Annotated in this window: 18 protein-coding genes, 1 pseudogene and 1 riboswitch; of the genes and pseudogenes, 2 read left to right on the top strand and 17 right to left on the bottom strand. The window is 38.8% G+C overall.

Annotated features, from left to right (window positions below; translation table 11 throughout):
* Positions 1–105: 105 nt before the first annotated feature.
* Together ADH54_RS06125 and ADH54_RS06130 are read right to left on the bottom strand one after the other, a co-directional pair.
* Positions 106–711 (bottom strand): response regulator transcription factor, encoded by a 606-nt coding sequence (locus ADH54_RS06125; RefSeq protein WP_049524429.1) that lies wholly within the window; start codon positions 709–711, stop codon positions 106–108.
* Positions 689–2455, bottom strand: coding sequence for an ATP-binding protein (locus tag ADH54_RS06130; RefSeq protein ID WP_049524430.1), 1767 nt, complete (start codon positions 2453–2455; stop codon positions 689–691). The genes ADH54_RS06125 and ADH54_RS06130 overlap by 23 nt, the downstream gene beginning before the upstream one ends.
* Positions 2456–2578: 123 nt before the next feature.
* Here ADH54_RS06130 and ADH54_RS06135 point away from each other — a divergent pair.
* Positions 2579–2806 (top strand): annotated as a pseudogene (locus tag ADH54_RS06135) (tRNA dihydrouridine synthase DusB); the annotation flags it as partial.
* Positions 2807–2876: 70 nt separating this feature from the next.
* Here the strand turns inward: ADH54_RS06135 and ADH54_RS06140 are convergent.
* Positions 2877–3575, bottom strand: a complete 699-nt coding sequence (locus tag ADH54_RS06140; RefSeq protein ID WP_049524431.1) for a hypothetical protein — start codon at positions 3573–3575, stop codon at positions 2877–2879.
* 277 nt (positions 3576–3852) lie between these two features.
* Between ADH54_RS06140 and ADH54_RS06145 the strand changes: the two genes are divergently transcribed.
* The gene (locus ADH54_RS06145; RefSeq protein ID WP_049524432.1) at positions 3853–4083 is read left to right on the top strand and encodes a hypothetical protein; all 231 of its coding nucleotides are present in this window, start codon (positions 3853–3855) and stop codon (positions 4081–4083) included.
* Between the two features lie 71 nt (positions 4084–4154).
* On the opposite strand, the gene ADH54_RS06150 is transcribed toward ADH54_RS06145, so the two are convergent.
* The 14 genes from ADH54_RS06150 to ADH54_RS06215 form a co-directional block, all read right to left on the bottom strand.
* The gene (locus tag ADH54_RS06150) at positions 4155–6587 is read right to left on the bottom strand and encodes an ATP-dependent Clp protease ATP-binding subunit (RefSeq protein ID WP_049524433.1); all 2433 of its coding nucleotides are present in this window, start codon (positions 6585–6587) and stop codon (positions 4155–4157) included.
* 1 nt (position 6588) lies between these two features.
* Positions 6589–7047, bottom strand: a complete 459-nt coding sequence (locus ADH54_RS06155; RefSeq protein WP_049524434.1) for a CtsR family transcriptional regulator — start codon at positions 7045–7047, stop codon at positions 6589–6591.
* 118 nt (positions 7048–7165) lie between these two features.
* The gene (locus ADH54_RS06160; protein WP_049524435.1) at positions 7166–7894 is read right to left on the bottom strand and encodes an ABC transporter ATP-binding protein; all 729 of its coding nucleotides are present in this window, start codon (positions 7892–7894) and stop codon (positions 7166–7168) included.
* Positions 7894–8901: an ABC transporter substrate-binding protein gene (locus ADH54_RS06165; RefSeq protein WP_049524436.1), complete on the bottom strand. Its 1008-nt coding sequence runs from the start codon at positions 8899–8901 to the stop codon at positions 7894–7896. The genes ADH54_RS06160 and ADH54_RS06165 overlap by 1 nt, the downstream gene beginning before the upstream one ends.
* Before the next feature lie 37 nt (positions 8902–8938).
* Entirely contained in the window at positions 8939–9697 is a 759-nt protein-coding gene (locus ADH54_RS06170; RefSeq protein WP_161800818.1) for an ABC transporter permease, read from the bottom strand.
* On the bottom strand, positions 9660–9950 hold the full coding sequence (locus ADH54_RS06175; RefSeq protein WP_049524437.1) for a thiamine-binding protein: 291 nt from the start codon (positions 9948–9950) through the stop codon (positions 9660–9662). The genes ADH54_RS06170 and ADH54_RS06175 overlap by 38 nt, the downstream gene beginning before the upstream one ends.
* A gap of 68 nt (positions 9951–10018) precedes the next feature.
* Positions 10019–10121: riboswitch (TPP riboswitch) on the bottom strand.
* A gap of 82 nt (positions 10122–10203) precedes the next feature.
* The gene (cbpD, locus tag ADH54_RS06180) at positions 10204–11322 is read right to left on the bottom strand and encodes a choline binding-anchored murein hydrolase CbpD (protein ID WP_049524438.1); all 1119 of its coding nucleotides are present in this window, start codon (positions 11320–11322) and stop codon (positions 10204–10206) included.
* 87 nt (positions 11323–11409) lie between these two features.
* On the bottom strand, positions 11410–11676 hold the full coding sequence (locus ADH54_RS06185; protein ID WP_049524439.1) for a Veg family protein: 267 nt from the start codon (positions 11674–11676) through the stop codon (positions 11410–11412).
* Complete coding sequence (gene dnaB, locus ADH54_RS06190) at positions 11673–13031, bottom strand: replicative DNA helicase (protein ID WP_000852491.1); 1359 nt, start codon at positions 13029–13031, stop codon at positions 11673–11675. The genes ADH54_RS06185 and dnaB overlap by 4 nt, the downstream gene beginning before the upstream one ends.
* Positions 13032–13074: 43 nt before the next feature.
* A complete protein-coding gene (gene rplI / locus ADH54_RS06195) occupies positions 13075–13527 on the bottom strand; it encodes a 50S ribosomal protein L9 (protein ID WP_000864214.1) in 453 nt (150 codons plus the stop codon).
* On the bottom strand, positions 13524–15497 hold the full coding sequence (locus ADH54_RS06200) for a DHH family phosphoesterase (protein WP_049524440.1): 1974 nt from the start codon (positions 15495–15497) through the stop codon (positions 13524–13526). The genes rplI and ADH54_RS06200 overlap by 4 nt, the downstream gene beginning before the upstream one ends.
* A gap of 135 nt (positions 15498–15632) precedes the next feature.
* Positions 15633–16181: a ribosome hibernation-promoting factor, HPF/YfiA family gene (hpf, locus tag ADH54_RS06205; protein WP_049524441.1), complete on the bottom strand. Its 549-nt coding sequence runs from the start codon at positions 16179–16181 to the stop codon at positions 15633–15635.
* Positions 16182–16260: 79 nt separating this feature from the next.
* A complete protein-coding gene (locus ADH54_RS06210; protein ID WP_049524442.1) occupies positions 16261–16923 on the bottom strand; it encodes a ComF family protein in 663 nt (220 codons plus the stop codon).
* Positions 16920–18218 (bottom strand): DEAD/DEAH box helicase, encoded by a 1299-nt coding sequence (locus ADH54_RS06215; protein WP_049524443.1) that lies wholly within the window; start codon positions 18216–18218, stop codon positions 16920–16922. The genes ADH54_RS06210 and ADH54_RS06215 overlap by 4 nt, the downstream gene beginning before the upstream one ends.
* Positions 18219–18259 lie beyond the last annotated feature (41 nt).

An 18259-nucleotide genomic window follows, 5' to 3' on the forward strand; every position in this document is an offset into this window, starting at 1 on the left:
TAGCACAGGAAGTGATTTTTTGCGCTTTTTTACTGTTTTTTTTCAAATAAAAAGACAAGAAAGAATCCGTAATTTACGAAAACCTTCTTGCCTTTTTAGGATAAATTATAAAGATACTAGATTTAATCGAATAGCCTCACGTACAGCTCCAACTCTACTCGTCACTCCCAACTTTGAACAAATATTTGAAACATGGGTATCCACCGTTCTCCTGCTGACAAATAAACTATTTGCTATCTTTTCATTAGAATATTCTTTTACAATAAGTTCCAATACACTTAACTCCATATCTGTCAATAGATTATTTTCTTGCTTTTCTAACAAATCATCTGGGATAACGTGATTTCCCTTATAAACAGCATAAATTGCACTTTTAACATCCAAATAAGAACTTTCTTTGGGTAAAAAAGCTTGAATCCCAAAGTCCATCGCTCTCTTATGTAACAAAGTGTCATAAAATCCTGATAAAAGAACTATCTTGGGAACTGTATTCAGAAATCTATTTATCTGACTAATAACATCAAATGCCGTCACTCCTTTCAGCATAAAATCCATAACTAGCACATCTACCTTTTCATGCTTGAGACAAAGAAGTAAATCTGCTACTTCTGTATAGGAACCAACAATTTTAAAATCATCTTCCTTTAAAAAATAGTTCTCCAATCCTTGTAATACTAAACTGTGATCATCAATCAAAACCAAACGAATCATTTTTCTTCCCTTCTATAGGTATTCGTATCTTCACACTTGTAGGTTCTATATTTATCTGAACAGTTCCCCCCAATAAATGAACCTTCTCTACAATTCTATTTAAACCAAAATGATATTCATTAGACTGATAGTTTCCCTTAAAAATACCATCGTCTATAACTACAATTGATAAAATCTTTTCTTTTGTAGATAAATCTACAGTAATTTCTCTAGCATTCCCATGAAGAATACTATTATTTACTAGTTCTTTAACTGTCCTTAATACAAACGTGCCCACTTTATCATTAACTTTTTCTTCATCTATTGAAAAAGTTGTCATAATCGAAACAGTTTCCATCTTCATGAATTGGTTTAATATGCTAGTAATAGATTCTTTCAGCCCTAATTCATGCACCATTAAAGGATAGATATTGGAACATAAATCTCTTAATTCAAAGACAATATCATCCAACATCTCTAATAAAGCTACCCTATTAATTTGTTCACTAATTTCTATCTGCTTTTTATAATAAATAACCTTCTGAATTGTAGTATCATGTATAAACGTTGCAATTTCTTCCCTCTCCAATTCAGTAGCTACAAAAGTATGAAAACTACTAAAGATTCCCTCCATTTTATGGCTAATCAACATCATTTTCCTTATTTCAGGTAACAAAGCTAGCGAAAAGAGAAAAGTGTAAAGAACGAAAAAAATTGGAGAAAATTCTCTTAATAACAGACTAAAAAGAATAATTAGACTAGTAAAAAAAACGGCAAATATCAAGTTATATATGAACGGGTTCCACTTCCAAGCAACATATACCATTCGCTCTAGTATCAAGTTATTTACAATAGAGAACAAAATAAGCAACAATAGAGGAATACTATAAATAAACGAAACTTCCTTACCAATCGGAAAAATATATCCAAAAAATAGAGGAAATAAGGCAAGAACTGCTAAAAATAAGGTATGAATTGGCAACATTTCTCTTATCTGAGAGTAATTTATAAGCATCTTTAACAGTAGGATAACTAAAAAGAAAAATACTAAATAAAATACTCCTCTAGAAAAAAAGGTGGTCAAAAAATCAATGGGCTGTATAAGATTATAAACAAACAAAAGTTGAGTGATGAGTGAATAGCCCAGTATAATACGAGAAAAGTTAGAAATGGTTGAACCTTTTATCTTCAGGACTAACACTCTAATGAAAATATCCATGAATAATGGAAATAAAGTCAAGTATGAAATTAATAGACTACGACCAAATACATCTCCTATACTTGATGGAATAATCGATAATAACATCAGACTAGTATAAATAATAAAATAAAAATATCGTTTTCCAGTTTTTCCTCTACTTCTACCTTTTATGTATAAGCGAAATAACAGTAGAATCAGAAAAGCAATGATTGATAAAACAAGAAAGATAATTTGGCTTGATCTCCCAGATTCTATTATTAAAGTCTTTGAAATTCCTCTATCTAACACTGTCACAGAATGAAGCGGTTCAACAATTAAAAATCGAGATAATAAGAAATTACTATCTGGATTCTGACCGTCTATTTGTATAATAGATGACCCTATTATCTCTTGATGATTCGCAAAGCTTCCCAGATTATGGACTTGTCTAACTATCCACTCATTATCATGTTTATCTACGGTGATTCCACTGTACGTTCGATTATACACCGCAAATAAAAAATAAAGAAAGAAAATAAATAACAAAACTAAATAAAATCGAAATGTTTTTGACTTCATTTCCATTAAATCTCCATATTTCAATCGATATTGATGTTTATTCTACCATTTTTTCATTCAATAAGACAGGTTTTATAGTTAAATTTATTCTTTTTTCTTTCGAGATATAACTGATACAATCTTCTAGTAGGTAAAATCCTCCCTGATTTGACTTTTGAAGATAAGATGAAAATCGCCTACGAACACTTGAAACGCTTGATTAACCTCAAAGGAGAAAACGTAGCAGTTCGTGAATTCCGTGGACTCGCTCCTCACTATCTTCGTGGAACATCTGGTGCAGCTAAACTCCGTGGAGCCATTTCACAAGCTAGCACCCTAGCAGAGATTGAAGCCCTCTTGCAACTGGATAAGGCTTAATAGTTTAAAACCCGTAACTCTCTTAAAGGTTACGGGTTTTTGATTGTAAAAATTCAAATACTGAGAGCTATTATTGACTCAAAGCAACACTGGAAACCTTACCATCCGCTCCTGTTGTAATTTGGATGATTTTTCCTCCACCGATTTTGGCATTATACTTACCATCATCAAGAGTATAAGAATAGCCTTTGATAGAGTAATTTTCTTTCTTTCCATCAGCAGATTCTACTGTAAATTGGCCACCTGATGAAACTGTAATGGTTTCGCCATTGGCTCCCTTCCAATTGCCCGCTGCAGCTGAGAAATTACCATCTACCATGGTTAAAACACCCTTGTAGCGTTTATTTTGCTCTGCTTGCTTGTCTTGAAATTTGCGGTCAGTTGTAGGATCATAGCTTGATTGGTTAGACTGGGCTTGAGGAGCCTGTTGAGTTGAAGGAGCCTGAGCAGGAGTTTGTTGACTAGCTGCCTGCTGATTAACCACTTCTTGACCTTGTCTTTGCTCTGGTGCAGGTGCCGCTTGTGATGGTGTTGCACTTACTGAAGACTGGTCGGTAGATGCCTTGGCCTTTTCAGATGAAGCTGAACTTGAGGACTTCTGAGTCTTGCTTTCTTTGCTAGAAGAAGCTACTTTAGAACTTGATGATTGGCTTGTCTTAGCAGAACTGCTTGCTTGAGTTGTTTCCTTTTTATTTCCACAAGCTCCTAATAGTAGGGTAGAAGCTAATACAGTTGCTGTCATCAATTTGATATAGGTTTTCTTTTTCATTTTTCTACTCCTTTGTAATATTTTTGAAATATTAAGAAATCTTTTTGTAATATAATTGTAACATTGGGGTTTAAATATGTCAACGATTTATTTAAACTATTTTAAAAATCTCACACAATTTAAACACCTTTACTCCTCCTACTCTTCTATTCGTAATAAAACAGAAAAACAGGTGATTTTTCTATTAAAAATTTAAATTTGTTTTTTGTAGTCGCTTTCATTATTTTAGAAAAAGGGATATAATACCATTGAAATAGAATATAGGAGGTGCACTCTTATGCTAAATAAGTATTACAAGTATCTTCCTTGGTTGATTTTAGGAGCTATTGGCTCCTATCAGTCAGCCACTCACTATGCGCGAACTGCATTTGATGTCTTCTATATGACTACAATCTTTTTGATTATCTATATCGCTTTGTTATTCCTACACGAAAAATATCTCAAGTATCGATACAAAGATTTTTTTACTCACATGTTGAGCAATTCTAAGAAAGATAGCCATCCCTAAAAACAGTCGCAACACAAAACCATCTCATGATGGTACATAAAGAGGTCGGGAACTTTGTCCCGACCTCGTTTTTATGCAATATCAAATTTTAACTGGCCTGCTTTAACACCAATCTTAAGTGTGCTGCCTGCCTCTAATTCTCCCTTGAGAAGAAGTTCTGCCAACTTGTCCTCCACTTCTGTTTGCAGGGTTCTGCGAAGTGGACGGGCTCCCATCTCTGGGTCATATCCTTGATTTGCCAATAATTTCAGTGCTGAAGATTGTAATTTCAAGTCAATGCCTTTTTCAGCCAAACTTGCCACTAAAGGTTTGACCATAATCTTCACAACTTCCTGCATATGGTCGCTAGACAGGCTATGGAAGACCACCTTTTCATCAATACGGTTGATAAACTCAGGTCTATAAGCCTTTTTCAGCTCTTCAAACATGCGTTTTTCCATATTTTCCTGGTCAAAACGAATGTCCTTTGCCCCAAATCCGACAGTCTTGTCATCCCGAAGGGCTGTCGCACCAAGGTTTGATGTCATGATGATAATGGTATTTGAAAAGTCGACCTTGCGGCCCTTGCTATCGGTCAAGACACCGTCATCCAGAACCTGCAAGAGAACATTAAAGATATCTGGGTGGGCCTTCTCTACCTCGTCAAAGAGGAGAACGGAGTATGGTTTGTTGCGAACCTTCTCAGTTAACTCCCCACCTTCTTCATACCCCACATAGCCTGGAGGAGCTCCGTTGAGACGACTGGCTGCAAATTTCTCCATATACTCACTCATATCAAATCGAATAAGGGCTGATTCGTCGTCAAAAAGAACTTCTGCCAAAGCCTTGGCCAATTCGGTCTTACCGACACCTGTAGGCCCTAGGAACATAAAGGAACCAATCGGACGCTTGTGACTGCGAATCCCTGACTGGTTGCGGCGAATCGCACGGCTAATACTTGAAACAGCTTGATCTTGACCGATGACACGTTTGTGCAGTTCAGATTCCAAGTTTAAGTATTTCTTGGCATCAGTCTGAGTCAGTTTTTGAACGGGGATACCTGACAAGCGACTCAAGGTGGTCAAAATATCAGACTCTGTCACCAAGTCTTTATAGACAGGTACTTCCTCTTCTTTTGCGATTAGCTGGGCAGCCTGTTTCCACTTGCCATCCATCAAGGCCTTGTCAGCTGGACTCAAGTCAGAATCGTCTGCTTTTACATGCTTTGATTTATTTTGCACTGTTGCTGCTGCCTCATCCAAGAGATCGATAGCAGAGTCTGGCAAATGGCGACTGGTCAAGTAACGATGGGCCATCTTAACGGCTGTTTCAACCGCTTCATCTGTGATTTGCACACGGTGATGTTTCTCATAAGTCGCCTTCAAGCCTTGCAAAATGGTCATGCTGTCTGCTACACTTGGCTCTTCAATCGTCACTTTGGCGAAACGACGAGAAAGAGCCGCATCTTTTTCGATGTGTTTTTGGTATTCTTCCTGAGTGGTTGCACCAACCGTTCTCAAAGTTCCACGCGCCAAGGCTGGTTTCAAGATATTGGCCGCATCCAGAGTCGAATCAATCCCGCTCCCAGAACCCATGATGGTGTGGAGTTCATCGATAAAGAGAATTACTTGACCATCTTCTTCAATATCCTTGATGATATTATTCATGCGCTCTTCAAAGTCACCACGGAAACGTGTCCCTGCCACGACATTCATCAAATCCAGTTCTAACACGCGCATCTTAGCCATTTCCGCAGGCACATCACCGCTAGCAATACGCTGAGCGAGCCCAAGCGCCAAGGCTGTTTTCCCGACACCAGCATCCCCAACCAAGACAGGGTTGTTCTTAGTCTTCCGACTCAAGATTTGAATCATACGCGAGATTTCCTTGTCCCGACCGATGACTGGTTCTAACTTGCCAAAACGCGCTTGCTCTGTCAAATCATGCGTATAATCCTCGAGACCACCGCTTGGAGTCTGGGGCATGCCCATCATATTGGCCATAGAATTTTGCTTGTCAGCTACTGTACGATGGCGTTGGCGTAAAGCCTTGAGATCTTCACGAGTCCAGCCTGCTCGTTCTTCTAAATTTCGACGAAGGGCTGCAATCTTGACCTGATCTTTCTTGTCTTCATAAGAAAAACCAGCCCTCTCCAAGATACGAGTCGCCAAGGCATTTCCATCATGCAAAATCGCATAGAGGACATGCTCTGTCCCCAGCACCTTAGCATGAACCACTGACGCCACATATTCCGCTTCATCAAAAAGAACCTGCAAACGATGGGAGAACAGCAATTCCGTAAAGGTTTCATCCTGGCTGTAGTCCGTTTCAGTCAGTTCCAAGGCCACCTCTTCTAAACGGTCCATCTCATATGGATAATCATTTAAAGTTGCCCCTGCCACACTATAACTGTGATTGGACATGGCAATCAACAAGTGCCAAGACTCTAGATAATGAGCTCCAAAATGGCCAGCCACCATGTAGGCACTTTCGATACATTCATTCAATGCTTTTGAATAGTTCATCTTACTTCCCTTTTCTATCTACCTCTTGTATGACCTGTCGTAGCATATTAGCACGAACAACTGGAGCTTCTTCTCCTAGAACGCGATCCAAAGCTACTGCTACCAGCAAATTCATCTCCTGCTTGGTCACCAATTCCTGCTCAACCAAAAGCTGTAGAATATCCTCATAAATTTCTTGACTGACCCGCTCACCAATTGAGTAAAGCAGCTCCCTGAGCATTTCATGATGACTAGAAAACTCAATCCGTCCTATACGAATATAGCCTCCGCCACCACGCTTACTTTCAACCAAGTAGCCTCTACTTTCCGTAAAGCGTGTCTTGATCACATAGTTAATCTGACTGGGAACAACTTGAAAAGTATCTGCCAACTGACTCCGCTGCAACTCCACAATTCCAGATTGATCTAAAATCGCCTTGATGTAGGCCTCAATATGATCCGATGTATTTTTAAATCTCATTACAAACCCACCTCTCTCTTTAAACCTTGACTATCTTTGACTATTATACCGAAATTTTCTCATTTTTAAAAGAAAAAGGGCGCTGGTAAAGGATAATCTTCACCAACTCCCACTTTTTCTACTTATCTAAGCCTAATTCTGCTAAGATTTGACGTTTGTAGGCAATCTTTTGGACTTCCTTGTCCTCATCTTCAGACCAATCTAGTTTAATTTCTGAAACAATCTGCCCAGGGCGATTTTTCAAGATATAGATGCGGTCGCTGAGATTGAGGGCCTCCTCGATACTATGCGTGATAATCAATGTTGTCAGTTGCAACTGCTTGTGAATCTCAAGATACCAAGCGTGGAGTTCCATCTTGGTCATCTCATCCAAGGAGCTAAAGGCCTCGTCTAAGAGAAAGAGCTTGTGCTCGAAAAGGTAGGTTCGAAGCAAGGCTACACGCTGGCGCATCCCGCCACTGAGTTCATGAGGGTATTTATCTCTTATAGCTGTCAACTGGAAGGTCGCAAGAATGTCATCCGCGCGGGCAATAGCTTCAGCCTTATCCACTTTTTGAATCAAGAGGGGTAAAATGATATTACCAAGAACGGTCTTGTGCTCCAAGAGTAAATCCTTTTGCAACATATAACTCACGCGCCCCTTGGGATTTTCTTCACCATCAAGGACAATTCTCCCTGACTGAACTTCTAAAATCCCAGCGATCAGATTAAATAGAGTGGTTTTTCCAACACCACTTGGACCTAAGATAGAAACCACTTCACCTGAAGTCACCTGCAGGTTAATATTCTCTAAAATTTTCTCCTCGCCATAGGCATAACTGACGTGTTCTAGTCTAATTTCTGTCATTATTTCACAAATTCGTTGGTGAAGCCTTTGTCTGTCAAGTCTTCTTTAAGGATACCATTTTCTTTATCCCATTTGTAGAAGGCATTCCAGCGAGCCGCATCAAATTGCCCCCATTTTTCCTTGTCGCTTGCGTATTCTTTTGACAAGTATTTTTGAGATTCGATGACAAAGTCACGTTTTTCCTTGAGTTCAGGTGCATTTTTGATGAGGATATCAGCTGCTTCTTCTGGATACTCCATGGCATATTGGTAGCCTTTTTTGATAGCTTGGATGACTTTACGTGCTTCTTCTTTGTTGTCTTTCAAATAGTCGTTGTTTGCGATGATAACTGGTGAGTAGTAGTCAAATTCTTTAACGTAGTCTTTCAAGTACATAAAGTTAGCATCTACACCTTGAGATTTGGCAAGAATTCCATCCCATCCATAGTAGATCCAAGCAGTGTCAAATACTCCATTAGCAATCGGTGTGATTGAGTTTGAGTCGTTGTTTGGTACTTTTTCTACCTTCTCAAAGTCCCCACCTTGTGATTCTACCAAAGTTTTCAACATAGCAAGTTCAGTTGGGTCATTCCAAGTCCCGTATTTCTTACCAACTAAGTCTTTTGGACTAGCTACATTATCAGATTTACGAGAGATAATTCCTGATGTATTGTGTTCAACAATAGCTGCAACGGCAGTAATTCCTGCACCTTTTTCCAATTTTTTAGCCATGTAGTCTTGGAAATAGACTGCAAATGGCGCCTTGCCATTGATAACCAAGTCAGAAGAACTTTCTTCTGGTGGCAATTTCAAATCAACATCCACTCCAGCTTCCTTGAAATAGCCTTTTTCCTTAGCCACATAAAGCCCTGTGTGGTTGGTATTTGGTGTCCAGTCTAGGATAAAGTCGATTTTCTTAAGTTCTGCTTCCTTATTATCCTTAGAAGCAGTTCCTTGACCACAGGCCACAAGCACAACAGCTACAAGAGCTGTCACAAGCGTTAAAAACACTTTCCATGTTTTTTTCATTTTGATTTCCTCTTTTCTTTTTTGAAACATTCTAATTCTACGAACGTTTCCATTTAATAACATATTTTTCACTGACATCAACCAGCTTCATACCGAGAAGACTAATAATCGATACCAGAATAATAATAGCAAACATGGTATCATACTGAAACAGTTTCTTGGACTGAATCATGTAGACACCTAGACCCTCAAAGCCTCCCAACCACTCAGATACCACTGTTGTGATAAAGGCGTAGGATACACTGACCCTTAGACCTGCATAAAAGTAAGGCAGGCTGACAGGAATTTTAAAATGCCACAGGATTTGCCAAGGTTTGGCCCGCATCAGACTAAACAAGGTCAGCATATCCTTGTCACAATGCCTAAAACCGTCCAAAATGCTGACGATGATGGGGAAGGTTGTCGTTAAGATAATCAAGACAATCTTGGGCAAAATCCCATAACCGAGCCACAAGACCAGGATAGGAGCTATGGCAATAGTCGGGATAGTCTGAACAACCACCATCATAGGGTAAATCAAGTCATTGAGCCAAGTCAAACTATCCATGAGCACAGCCATGAGACAGGCAATCAAGACTCCCAAAATTAGACCTAGCAAAGCCACTCTCAAGGTCGCCCAGCTATGGTGCCAGAGAAATTCTCTGTCACGAACAAAGGCCTGGAGAATTTCAAGAGGTGTCGGCAGGATAAACTTAGGGAGAAGTTTAAGAAAACCTGCTAACTGCCAGATTGACAAGACTCCCAGAAAACCCAATAGACTAATGTGTCGTCTCAGTATACTTTTCAAGTTTCTCATCAATACTTAAAATCTCTCCTACATTTATTTTGACATTGGCAAAGACATTGTCTGCCTCCTGTCCCGCTACTTCCAACGCTTCTTTGAGAATACGCATAAGCTCATCAAACTCCCCTTCCAAGATCGTTTCAAATGGTGTCACCACCATGGTCACTTCTTGAGCTTGCAGATAAGCAATGACCTGATCGATAACAGCTATCCGATCAATCCCCTGTGCTAGGGGTAAAACTTGCAAGGCAATGCTTGCTTTCATAAAAACCTCCTCTTCTCATTTTCCTTTGACAAAAAGAAAAACCTTTACCATATATGGAAAAGGTGCAAAATAGACTAAGTATCGTTCCCTACGCTGGCATTACCCAGATCAGGTGCGGTCGAAGTTTAACACTTCCTCTCAGACTGTACACAGACTCCCATATATTATATGGACATATGATAGCGCAAAATAAAAAAAATGTCAAGGAAACTGCTTACAGAAAAGAGCAGGAAAAATTTCCTACTCCAATTTTCTATACTCGTTCTCCATCACTGTTTACTCTGTAGCCATCCACTGTCGTATTAACAGCTAAGGCACCCGAAGAGTAAGAATAATACCACTTACCAGAAACTTGATACCAGCCTGTTTTCATTGCCCCTGAACTATCCAGATAATACCACGAGCCATTTTCCTTTAACCATCCTGTCTGCATTTCACCAGATGATTTCAAATAATACCAGCTGGAACCATCCTTCAACCATCCCGTTGATTTAGACCCATTTGATTTAAAATGATACCAACTACCATTTATTTTTTTCCAACCAACAGTCGATCCAGTATTTGAGCTATAATTAGAACTATTTCCTGATTGGTTCTGATAATTCTGTGAAGAAGCCACTCCTTCTAGCTGGATATAGCGACGACTTCCGTTATAAGCCGTATAGCTCATCCACTTGTATCCATCTTTTTCGAGAATTTGATCATAATGAACATTCTCCCCAGGATAATAGTAATCAATTGCAGTTGCGCTAGCTAGGGGTTCAGTTTTGATAGCAGACTTAGACTTGAAATAATGTGTTCCTCCTGTTGAAACTGAGGTTTGACTATTCCCAACACTGCCACCAGCTAAATCTTTAAAATGAATAAATCCTGTCATCGTATTTGCTTTTATACTTCGTTTATTATAGGCTTCTGTATAACCATAGTTATATTCCTCGATCTCAATCTGATCTCCCATTACATTTGACACCCAGGCAACATGCCCATAAGTTCCTGCAGTAGACCAAGCAATGGAGCCAATCGTCGGTGTATTATCTACACGATAGCCTTCACGACGAGCACGATGCCCCCATTCATTCGCATTTCCATAAGCTCTTGGAATCTCAAAACCATTGACATTACTCAAACGAAAGGCTGCAAAAGAAGTACACTGACGAGAATACATGCGCCACTGATCAATCTCCTGGCTCCCATTTTTATAATAGACAGGATAATCATCCCCTCGCGCAATCGATCCATTCCCTCCAGAATAGGCATAGACACTATCACCCGCTGCTAGCATCAATCCTACTACTAAAAAAGGAACAAGCTTTTTAACTGACATATTCAAACAATAACTTGTCCCTCTTGCTATAAACGGTAAAATTTTCATTCTTCCTCCTTGAAAATAATATAAATCGAAGATTACCTTCACTTAAACTATTCGGAGAAAAAAGAAAAAGTGAGAAAATTTCTCACTTTAGTCCAGATAATGAATTAGATTTTTTTCTGTAAGGATATCTGAGTAAGTAAAGGATTCAACATAAACATTAGCTTGTTTATCTCCTTCAACGTTCCCAAATTCCACGATAAATAGGGATGGATAAACTTCAATTAGCTTACCCAATCTATTTTTTTGGCGCTTACGCCCATTTCCCAAGGTCATTTCAATTACATGACCCTCATGCGCCTTGATTTCCTCTTTAATTTTTTTCATCTTAGCTACATCTGTAAATGCATCTGTCATCTTATTTCCTCCCTTTTTGATATACTTGAAAATTTATTGTATTCTTTTTGGAAAATTAATTCCACAGTTCCACGAGCTCCACTACGGTTTTTCTCAATGATAACTTCTACCTTATTATTTGGGATGCCTTCCTCTTCTTCACCACCACGCTCATAGTAATCGTCACGATAAAGAAAGGCTACGATATCAGCATCCTGCTCGATAGATCCCGATTCACGAATATCAGACAAGACCGGTCTCTTGTCCTGACGTTGTTCTACACCACGAGAAAGCTGACTTAGAGCAATTACTGGAACTTTCAGTTCCTTGGCTAGGATTTTCAACTGACGTGAGATTTCTGAAACTTCTTGTTGGCGGTTTTCTCGCCCAGTTCCCGTGATCAATTGAAGGTAGTCTATCAAAATCAAACCAAGATTTCCAGTTTCTTGAGCCAGTTTACGAGAACGAGAACGAATCTCTGTAATCCGAATCCCTGGTGTATCATCAATATAGATACTTGCATTCGCTAGATTCCCTTGAGCAATGGTATACTTTTGCCATTCCTCATCGGTCAATTGCCCCGTACGGATAGAATGCGATTCAACCAACCCTTCTGCCGCAAGCATACGGTCTACTAGACTTTCCGCACCCATTTCGAGTGAAAAAATAGCAACCGTTTTGTCCAACTTAGTCCCAATATTCTGAGCAATATTCAAGGCAAAGGCTGTCTTACCAACCGCTGGACGGGCTGCTAGAATAATCAACTCCTCCTCGTGCAGACCAGTCGTCATATGATCCAGATCACGATAACCTGTCGCAATCCCTGTAATATCGGTCGTTTGTTGCGAGCGAGCTTCCAGATTTCCAAAGTTGACATTCAACACATCTCGAATATTCTTAAATCCACTTCGATTAGCATTTTCGCTGACATCAATCAGGCCTTTTTCTGCCTGAGCAATGATTTCATCAGCTGGTTGCGAAGCCTCATAAGCTTGATTGACAGACTCTGTCAACTTGGCAATTAAACGACGTAGCATTGCTTTTTCTGCAACAATCTTAGCATAATACTCCGCATTAGCAGAAGTTGGCACAGAATTGACAATCTCAACCAGATAAGACAGGCCACCAATATTCTGCAAATCACCTTGATTATCAAGAATAGTACGAACCGTTGTTGCATCTATGGCATCACCACGATCGGATAAATCAACCATAGCTTGGAAAATCAAACGATGGGCATACTTAAAAAAGTCCCGAGACTCAATGTATTCTCGCACAAAAACAAGTTTACTCTCATCAATAAAGATAGCCCCCAAAACGGATTGCTCAGCTAAGATATCTTGAGGTTGTACTCGTAACTCTTCTACTTCTGCCATCAGACTTCCCTTCCTTTTACAATCTTGTCAAGAAGGTGTAAATTTATCCTTCTTTCACACGAAGATTGATTACACTTGTGATATCTTGATAGATTTTCACTGGCACATCGATCAAACCAACTGCTCGAATCGGAGCTTGTACTTGAATATGACGTTTATCAATCTTAATTCCAAATTGCTTTTGCAATTCTTCTGCAATCTTCTTATTGGTAATAGAACCAAAGGTACGACCATCTGGACCAACTTTTTCAACAAATTCTACAACAGTTTCTTCTGCTTCAAGTTGGGCTTTAATTGCTTTTGCTTCTGCAATCATCTCAGCGTGAGCTTTCTCTTCGGATTTTTGTTTACCACGAAGTTCACCTACCGCTTGAGCAGTTGCTTCTTTGGCTAGATTCTTTTTGATAAGAAAGTTTTGTGCATACCCTGTTGGTACTTCCTTAATTTCGCCTTTTTTACCTTTTCCTTTAACATCTGCTAAAAAGATTACTTTCATTCTTCTTTCTCCTTTTCCTTTATTTCATTTAATACAATTTCTGTCAGTTTTTCACCTGCTTCTGACAAGGTTAAATCCTTAATTTGAGCTGCTGCCAAATTAAAGTGACCTCCACCTCCCAGTTCTTCCATAATCCGTTGTACATTCAGTTTACTACGACTGCGAGCTGAGATAGAGATAAACCCTTGTGTATTCTTCGCAAGAACAAAACTCGCTTCAATACCCGACATAGCTAACATGGCATCTGCTGCCTTACTAATAACAACTGTATCATAGCATTTCGAGTCCTTAGCCTCTGCTATTAGTACATCTGAACCTAATTTACGCCCCTGTAAAATCAGTTCATTGACCTCACGATATTCTTCAAAATCTGTCGCAGCAATTTCTTGGATAGCAATACTATCACTTCCTCTCGTTCTGAGATAGCTAGCAACATCAAATGTCCGACTAGTCACTCGTGAGGTGAAATTTTTAGTATCCAACATCATACCAGCCATTAAAACACTTGCTTGCATACGACTCAAACGATTTTTCTTAGAATTCTGGAACTGAATCAATTCTGTTACTAACTCACTGGCACTGCTTGCACCACTTTCGATATAAGTAATAACTGCATTATCTGGGAAATCCTGATCCCTTCTATGGTGGTCAATAACAATAGTTTGGGTAAACAAATCATAAAAATCTTTTGATAAAGTTAAAGCTGTCTTTGAATGGTCTACAAGAATCAACAAAGAACGATTGGTCACCATCCCAATTGCATCCTTAACAGACAACAACTTCGTAACTCCTTCTTTTTCTAAGAATGCAACAGCTCGTTCAATATCTGGTGACATTTGATCTTCATCATAAAGAGCATAACTATTTTCTGTTACATTACTAGCAAATAACTGCATACCTACAGCAGAACCCAAAGCATCCATATCTAGATTTTTGTGACCAACTACAAAAACCTGATCCACACTTCGAATTTTATCTGAAATAGCCGTCATCATAGCGCGCGTACGTGTCCTTGTACGTTTGATTGACGCAGCAGACCCACCACCAAAATAAACTGGATTTTTCGTTTCGTCATTCTCCTTGACAACCACCTGGTCGCCACCACGCACTTCAGCCAAGTTCAAGTTGAGCAATGCAACTTTCCCGATTTCATCATGATTTCCATCACCATAAGAAAATCCCATACTTAAGGTCAATGGCAACTGTCTCTGTTTCGACTCTTCTCTGAAAGCATCAATAACAGAAAATTTATCATTCATCAATTCCTCAAGTACCGTGTAGTCCGTAAATAGATAAAAGCGATCCATACTTACTCGACGGGAGAACATGGCATGTTTACCAGCAAATTCTGAAACAAAATTGGCTACAAAACTATTGATATGACTGATATCAGACTCTGATGTTTCATCTTCTAAATCATCGTAGTTGTCAACGGAAACGATCCCAATCACAGGCCGACTCGTTACTAACTCAACAGTCGCTTCGTATTCTCCAGACACATCAAAGAAATAAAGAACTCCAGACACCTTGTCCATATGAACCGAATAGCGGGTCTCCCCCAAGGTAGCATAAGAACCTGGATTCCCTACCGATGCCTTGATAATTGTTTGAATTAATGCCACATCAATCTCGCCCACTTCATTAGTTAAAATCAATTCAGCGTAAGGATTGAACCATTCAACTTCACCTGACGATAAGTCTAGTTTAATAACTCCGACAGGCATCTGTTCTAACAAGGTTGTCAAACTTTCTTCAGCTTGGTGGTTTACATACTGGATTTGTTCTACTTCACTCCTTGAGTAGTAGTCTCTCTGATGGATGAATAATAAACTATATGAACCCAAGATAAGTAGGAAAAGAAATAGCGTTACCAGTGTATTCGTTACAAAAACAAGTTGCACAGATAGCACTCCGAACGCCACTATTCCTAATATTAAGGGGAAAATAGGACTTACATAAAATTTTTTCATTCCAAACCTCTTGACACCCATTATACCATAATAACCACCAAAAAGCGACTTTTTAAAAGTGTAATCAGTAATTCTATCAATTATAAGAAAAAGGAGGTTTACAATTCAGTAAACCTTCCTTTACACATATTGAAATTAACATTCTTTAACTTCTAACAAACCAATTTCGCCATCTTCACGACGATAAATCACATTAGTTGTTTGATCTTCAACATCCACATAGATAAAGAAATCATGTCCCAACAAATCCATCTGTAGAATAGCTTCTTCCAAATCCATTGGTTTTAAATCAATTTGTTTTGAACGAACAACTCTAGATTGGACAACATTTGGATCTTCCACCAAAGCATCTGTAAATAATTGACTAGTTGCTACCTTATTTTTATTTTTACGCTCGATTTTTGTTTTGTTTTTACGAATCTGACGTTCAATTTTATCAGTTACAAGGTCAATTGAACCATACATATCTTGAGACACATCTTCTGCGCGGAGAGTAATAGATCCAAGCGGAATCGTTACTTCCACTTTAGCCGTTTTTTCACGATAAACTTTTAAGTTAATTCGGGCATCCAACTCTTGTTCTGGCTGGAAGTACTTTTCGATCTTTTCGAGTTTAGAAACTACATAATCACGAATTGCTTCTGTTACTTCTAGGTTTTCACCACGGATACTATATTTAATCATATGAGTACCTTCCTTCTAAACATTTTTGTTTTTATGATTTTATTATAACGCTTTCATTCTATTTTTGCAAATTTTTTCCTCATCTTACAAGGGAAAATGTTTTTACATCCTTAGCACCAGCCTCTTCTAACAATTTCTTAACACGATTTATAGTTGCTCCTGTAGTATAGACATCATCTATAAGTAGGATTTTTTTAGGAATAGTGACTCCACTTTTTATAAAGAAAGGAAGTTCTGTTGCCAAGCGTTCTGAACGATTTTTAGAAGAACTGGCTCTCTCTTCTCTTTTCTCTAATAAATCCAGATACTCAAAGCCTGCTGCCTCTACCAAGCTCTCAACCTGATTAAATCCTCTGTTAGCATATCTATCAGGACTTAGGGGAATTACAACAAATTGATACTCTTTGTACTTTTTTAACTCCGCACTTAAAAATGAAGCGAAAACTTTTCTTAACAGGAAATCCCCATCAAACTTATACCGACTAAAAAAATCCTTCATAGCTTGATTGTAAGTAAAAATCGCGCTATGACTAACCTCAATTCCTTCTTTACACCAAAGTTGACAATCTTGACACTTTGTTGACAAACCTGTTTTCATACAATTTGGACAGTTCTCTTCCCCAATTCTTTCAAAAGTAGAATCACAGTCTGAACAAAGACAAGAATCATCATTCCTCAGAAGTAAGAGACTACTAAAAGTTAAAACATTCTTCATAGTCTGCCCACATAACAAACACTTCATAAGCCTGCCTCCTTGTTCATCTGCTGAATTTCCTTAATCGCCTTCTTGATTGAATCATTTAACCCATCATGGAAGAAAAGCAAATCTCCTGTCGGTCTATCCATGCTTCGTCCAACTCGTCCACCAATTTGAATCAAACTAGACTTGGTAAACAGACGATGATTAGCCTCTACTACGAAAACGTCCACACAAGGGAAGGTAACCCCACGCTCCAAGATTGTCGTACTGATAAGTATTGTCAGTTCTCCATCTCGAAAAGCTTGTACCTGCTCTAATCGATCTTCTGTGATAGAAGATACAAAGCCAATTTTCTCATTTGGAAATTGCTCCTGTAAGATTTCTTTTAACTGCTCCCCTTTCTTAATTTCTGAAGCAAAAATGAGTAACGGATAAGCTGTCTTTCTCTGTTTCTCAATATAAGTCTTTAACTTTGGTGACAAACGATTCTTATCTAAGTAGCGATTAAAATCCGATAACCAAACTGGCTTAGGAATAATCAACGGATTTCCATGAAACCGTCTTGGTAAACTCAGTCTTTTTAGTTCTCCTAAACGGACCTTTTTATCTAACTCATCAGTCGAAGTCGCTGTTAAAAAGATTCTCAATCCATTCTCCTTTACACTATTCTTGACAGCGTGGTAAAGTGTTGGATTATCAACATAAGGAAAAGCATCTACTTCATCCACTATCAGCAAATCAAAAGCTTGATAAAATTTCAATAACTGATGGGTCGTCGCAACAACTAGTGGTGTTCGAAAATACGGCTTTGATTCTCCATGTAGGAGGGCTATCTCGCAAGCAAAATCATCTTGCAGGCGCTTATACAGCTCCAAACAAACATCTATGCGAGGACTAGCCAAACATACTGCACCACCTCCATTAATCACTTTAGCCACAACTTGATAAATCATTTCTGTCTTTCCAGCCCCTGTCACCGCATGAACTAAAGTTGGCTCTTGCTTCTCTACTGCTTGAATCAATCCCTCTGACACCTTTTCTTGAAAAGGAGTTAATTGACCACGCCATTTAAGAACATCCTGTTTAGGAAAATCCTCCTGCGGAAAATAGTATAAAGCTTGGTCACTCCTGACTCGCTTCATCAGCAAGCACTCTCGACAATAGTAAGCACCGATGGGCAAATACCATTCATCTAAAATAGCACTATCACAACGTTGACAGAAAAATTTCCCCTTCTCCTTTCTCATTGCTGGAAATTTCTCCGCCAACTGACGTTCTTCTTCTGTTAATTCATTCTCAGTAAACAAGCGACCAAGATAATTTGGATTTACTTTCATACTTCTTTATTCGTAAAAACCTAGCGCTTTAGATGATTTTT

This window comes from Streptococcus pseudopneumoniae (assembly GCF_001072315.1).
GTDB classification, from domain to species: domain Bacteria; phylum Bacillota; class Bacilli; order Lactobacillales; family Streptococcaceae; genus Streptococcus; species Streptococcus pseudopneumoniae_R.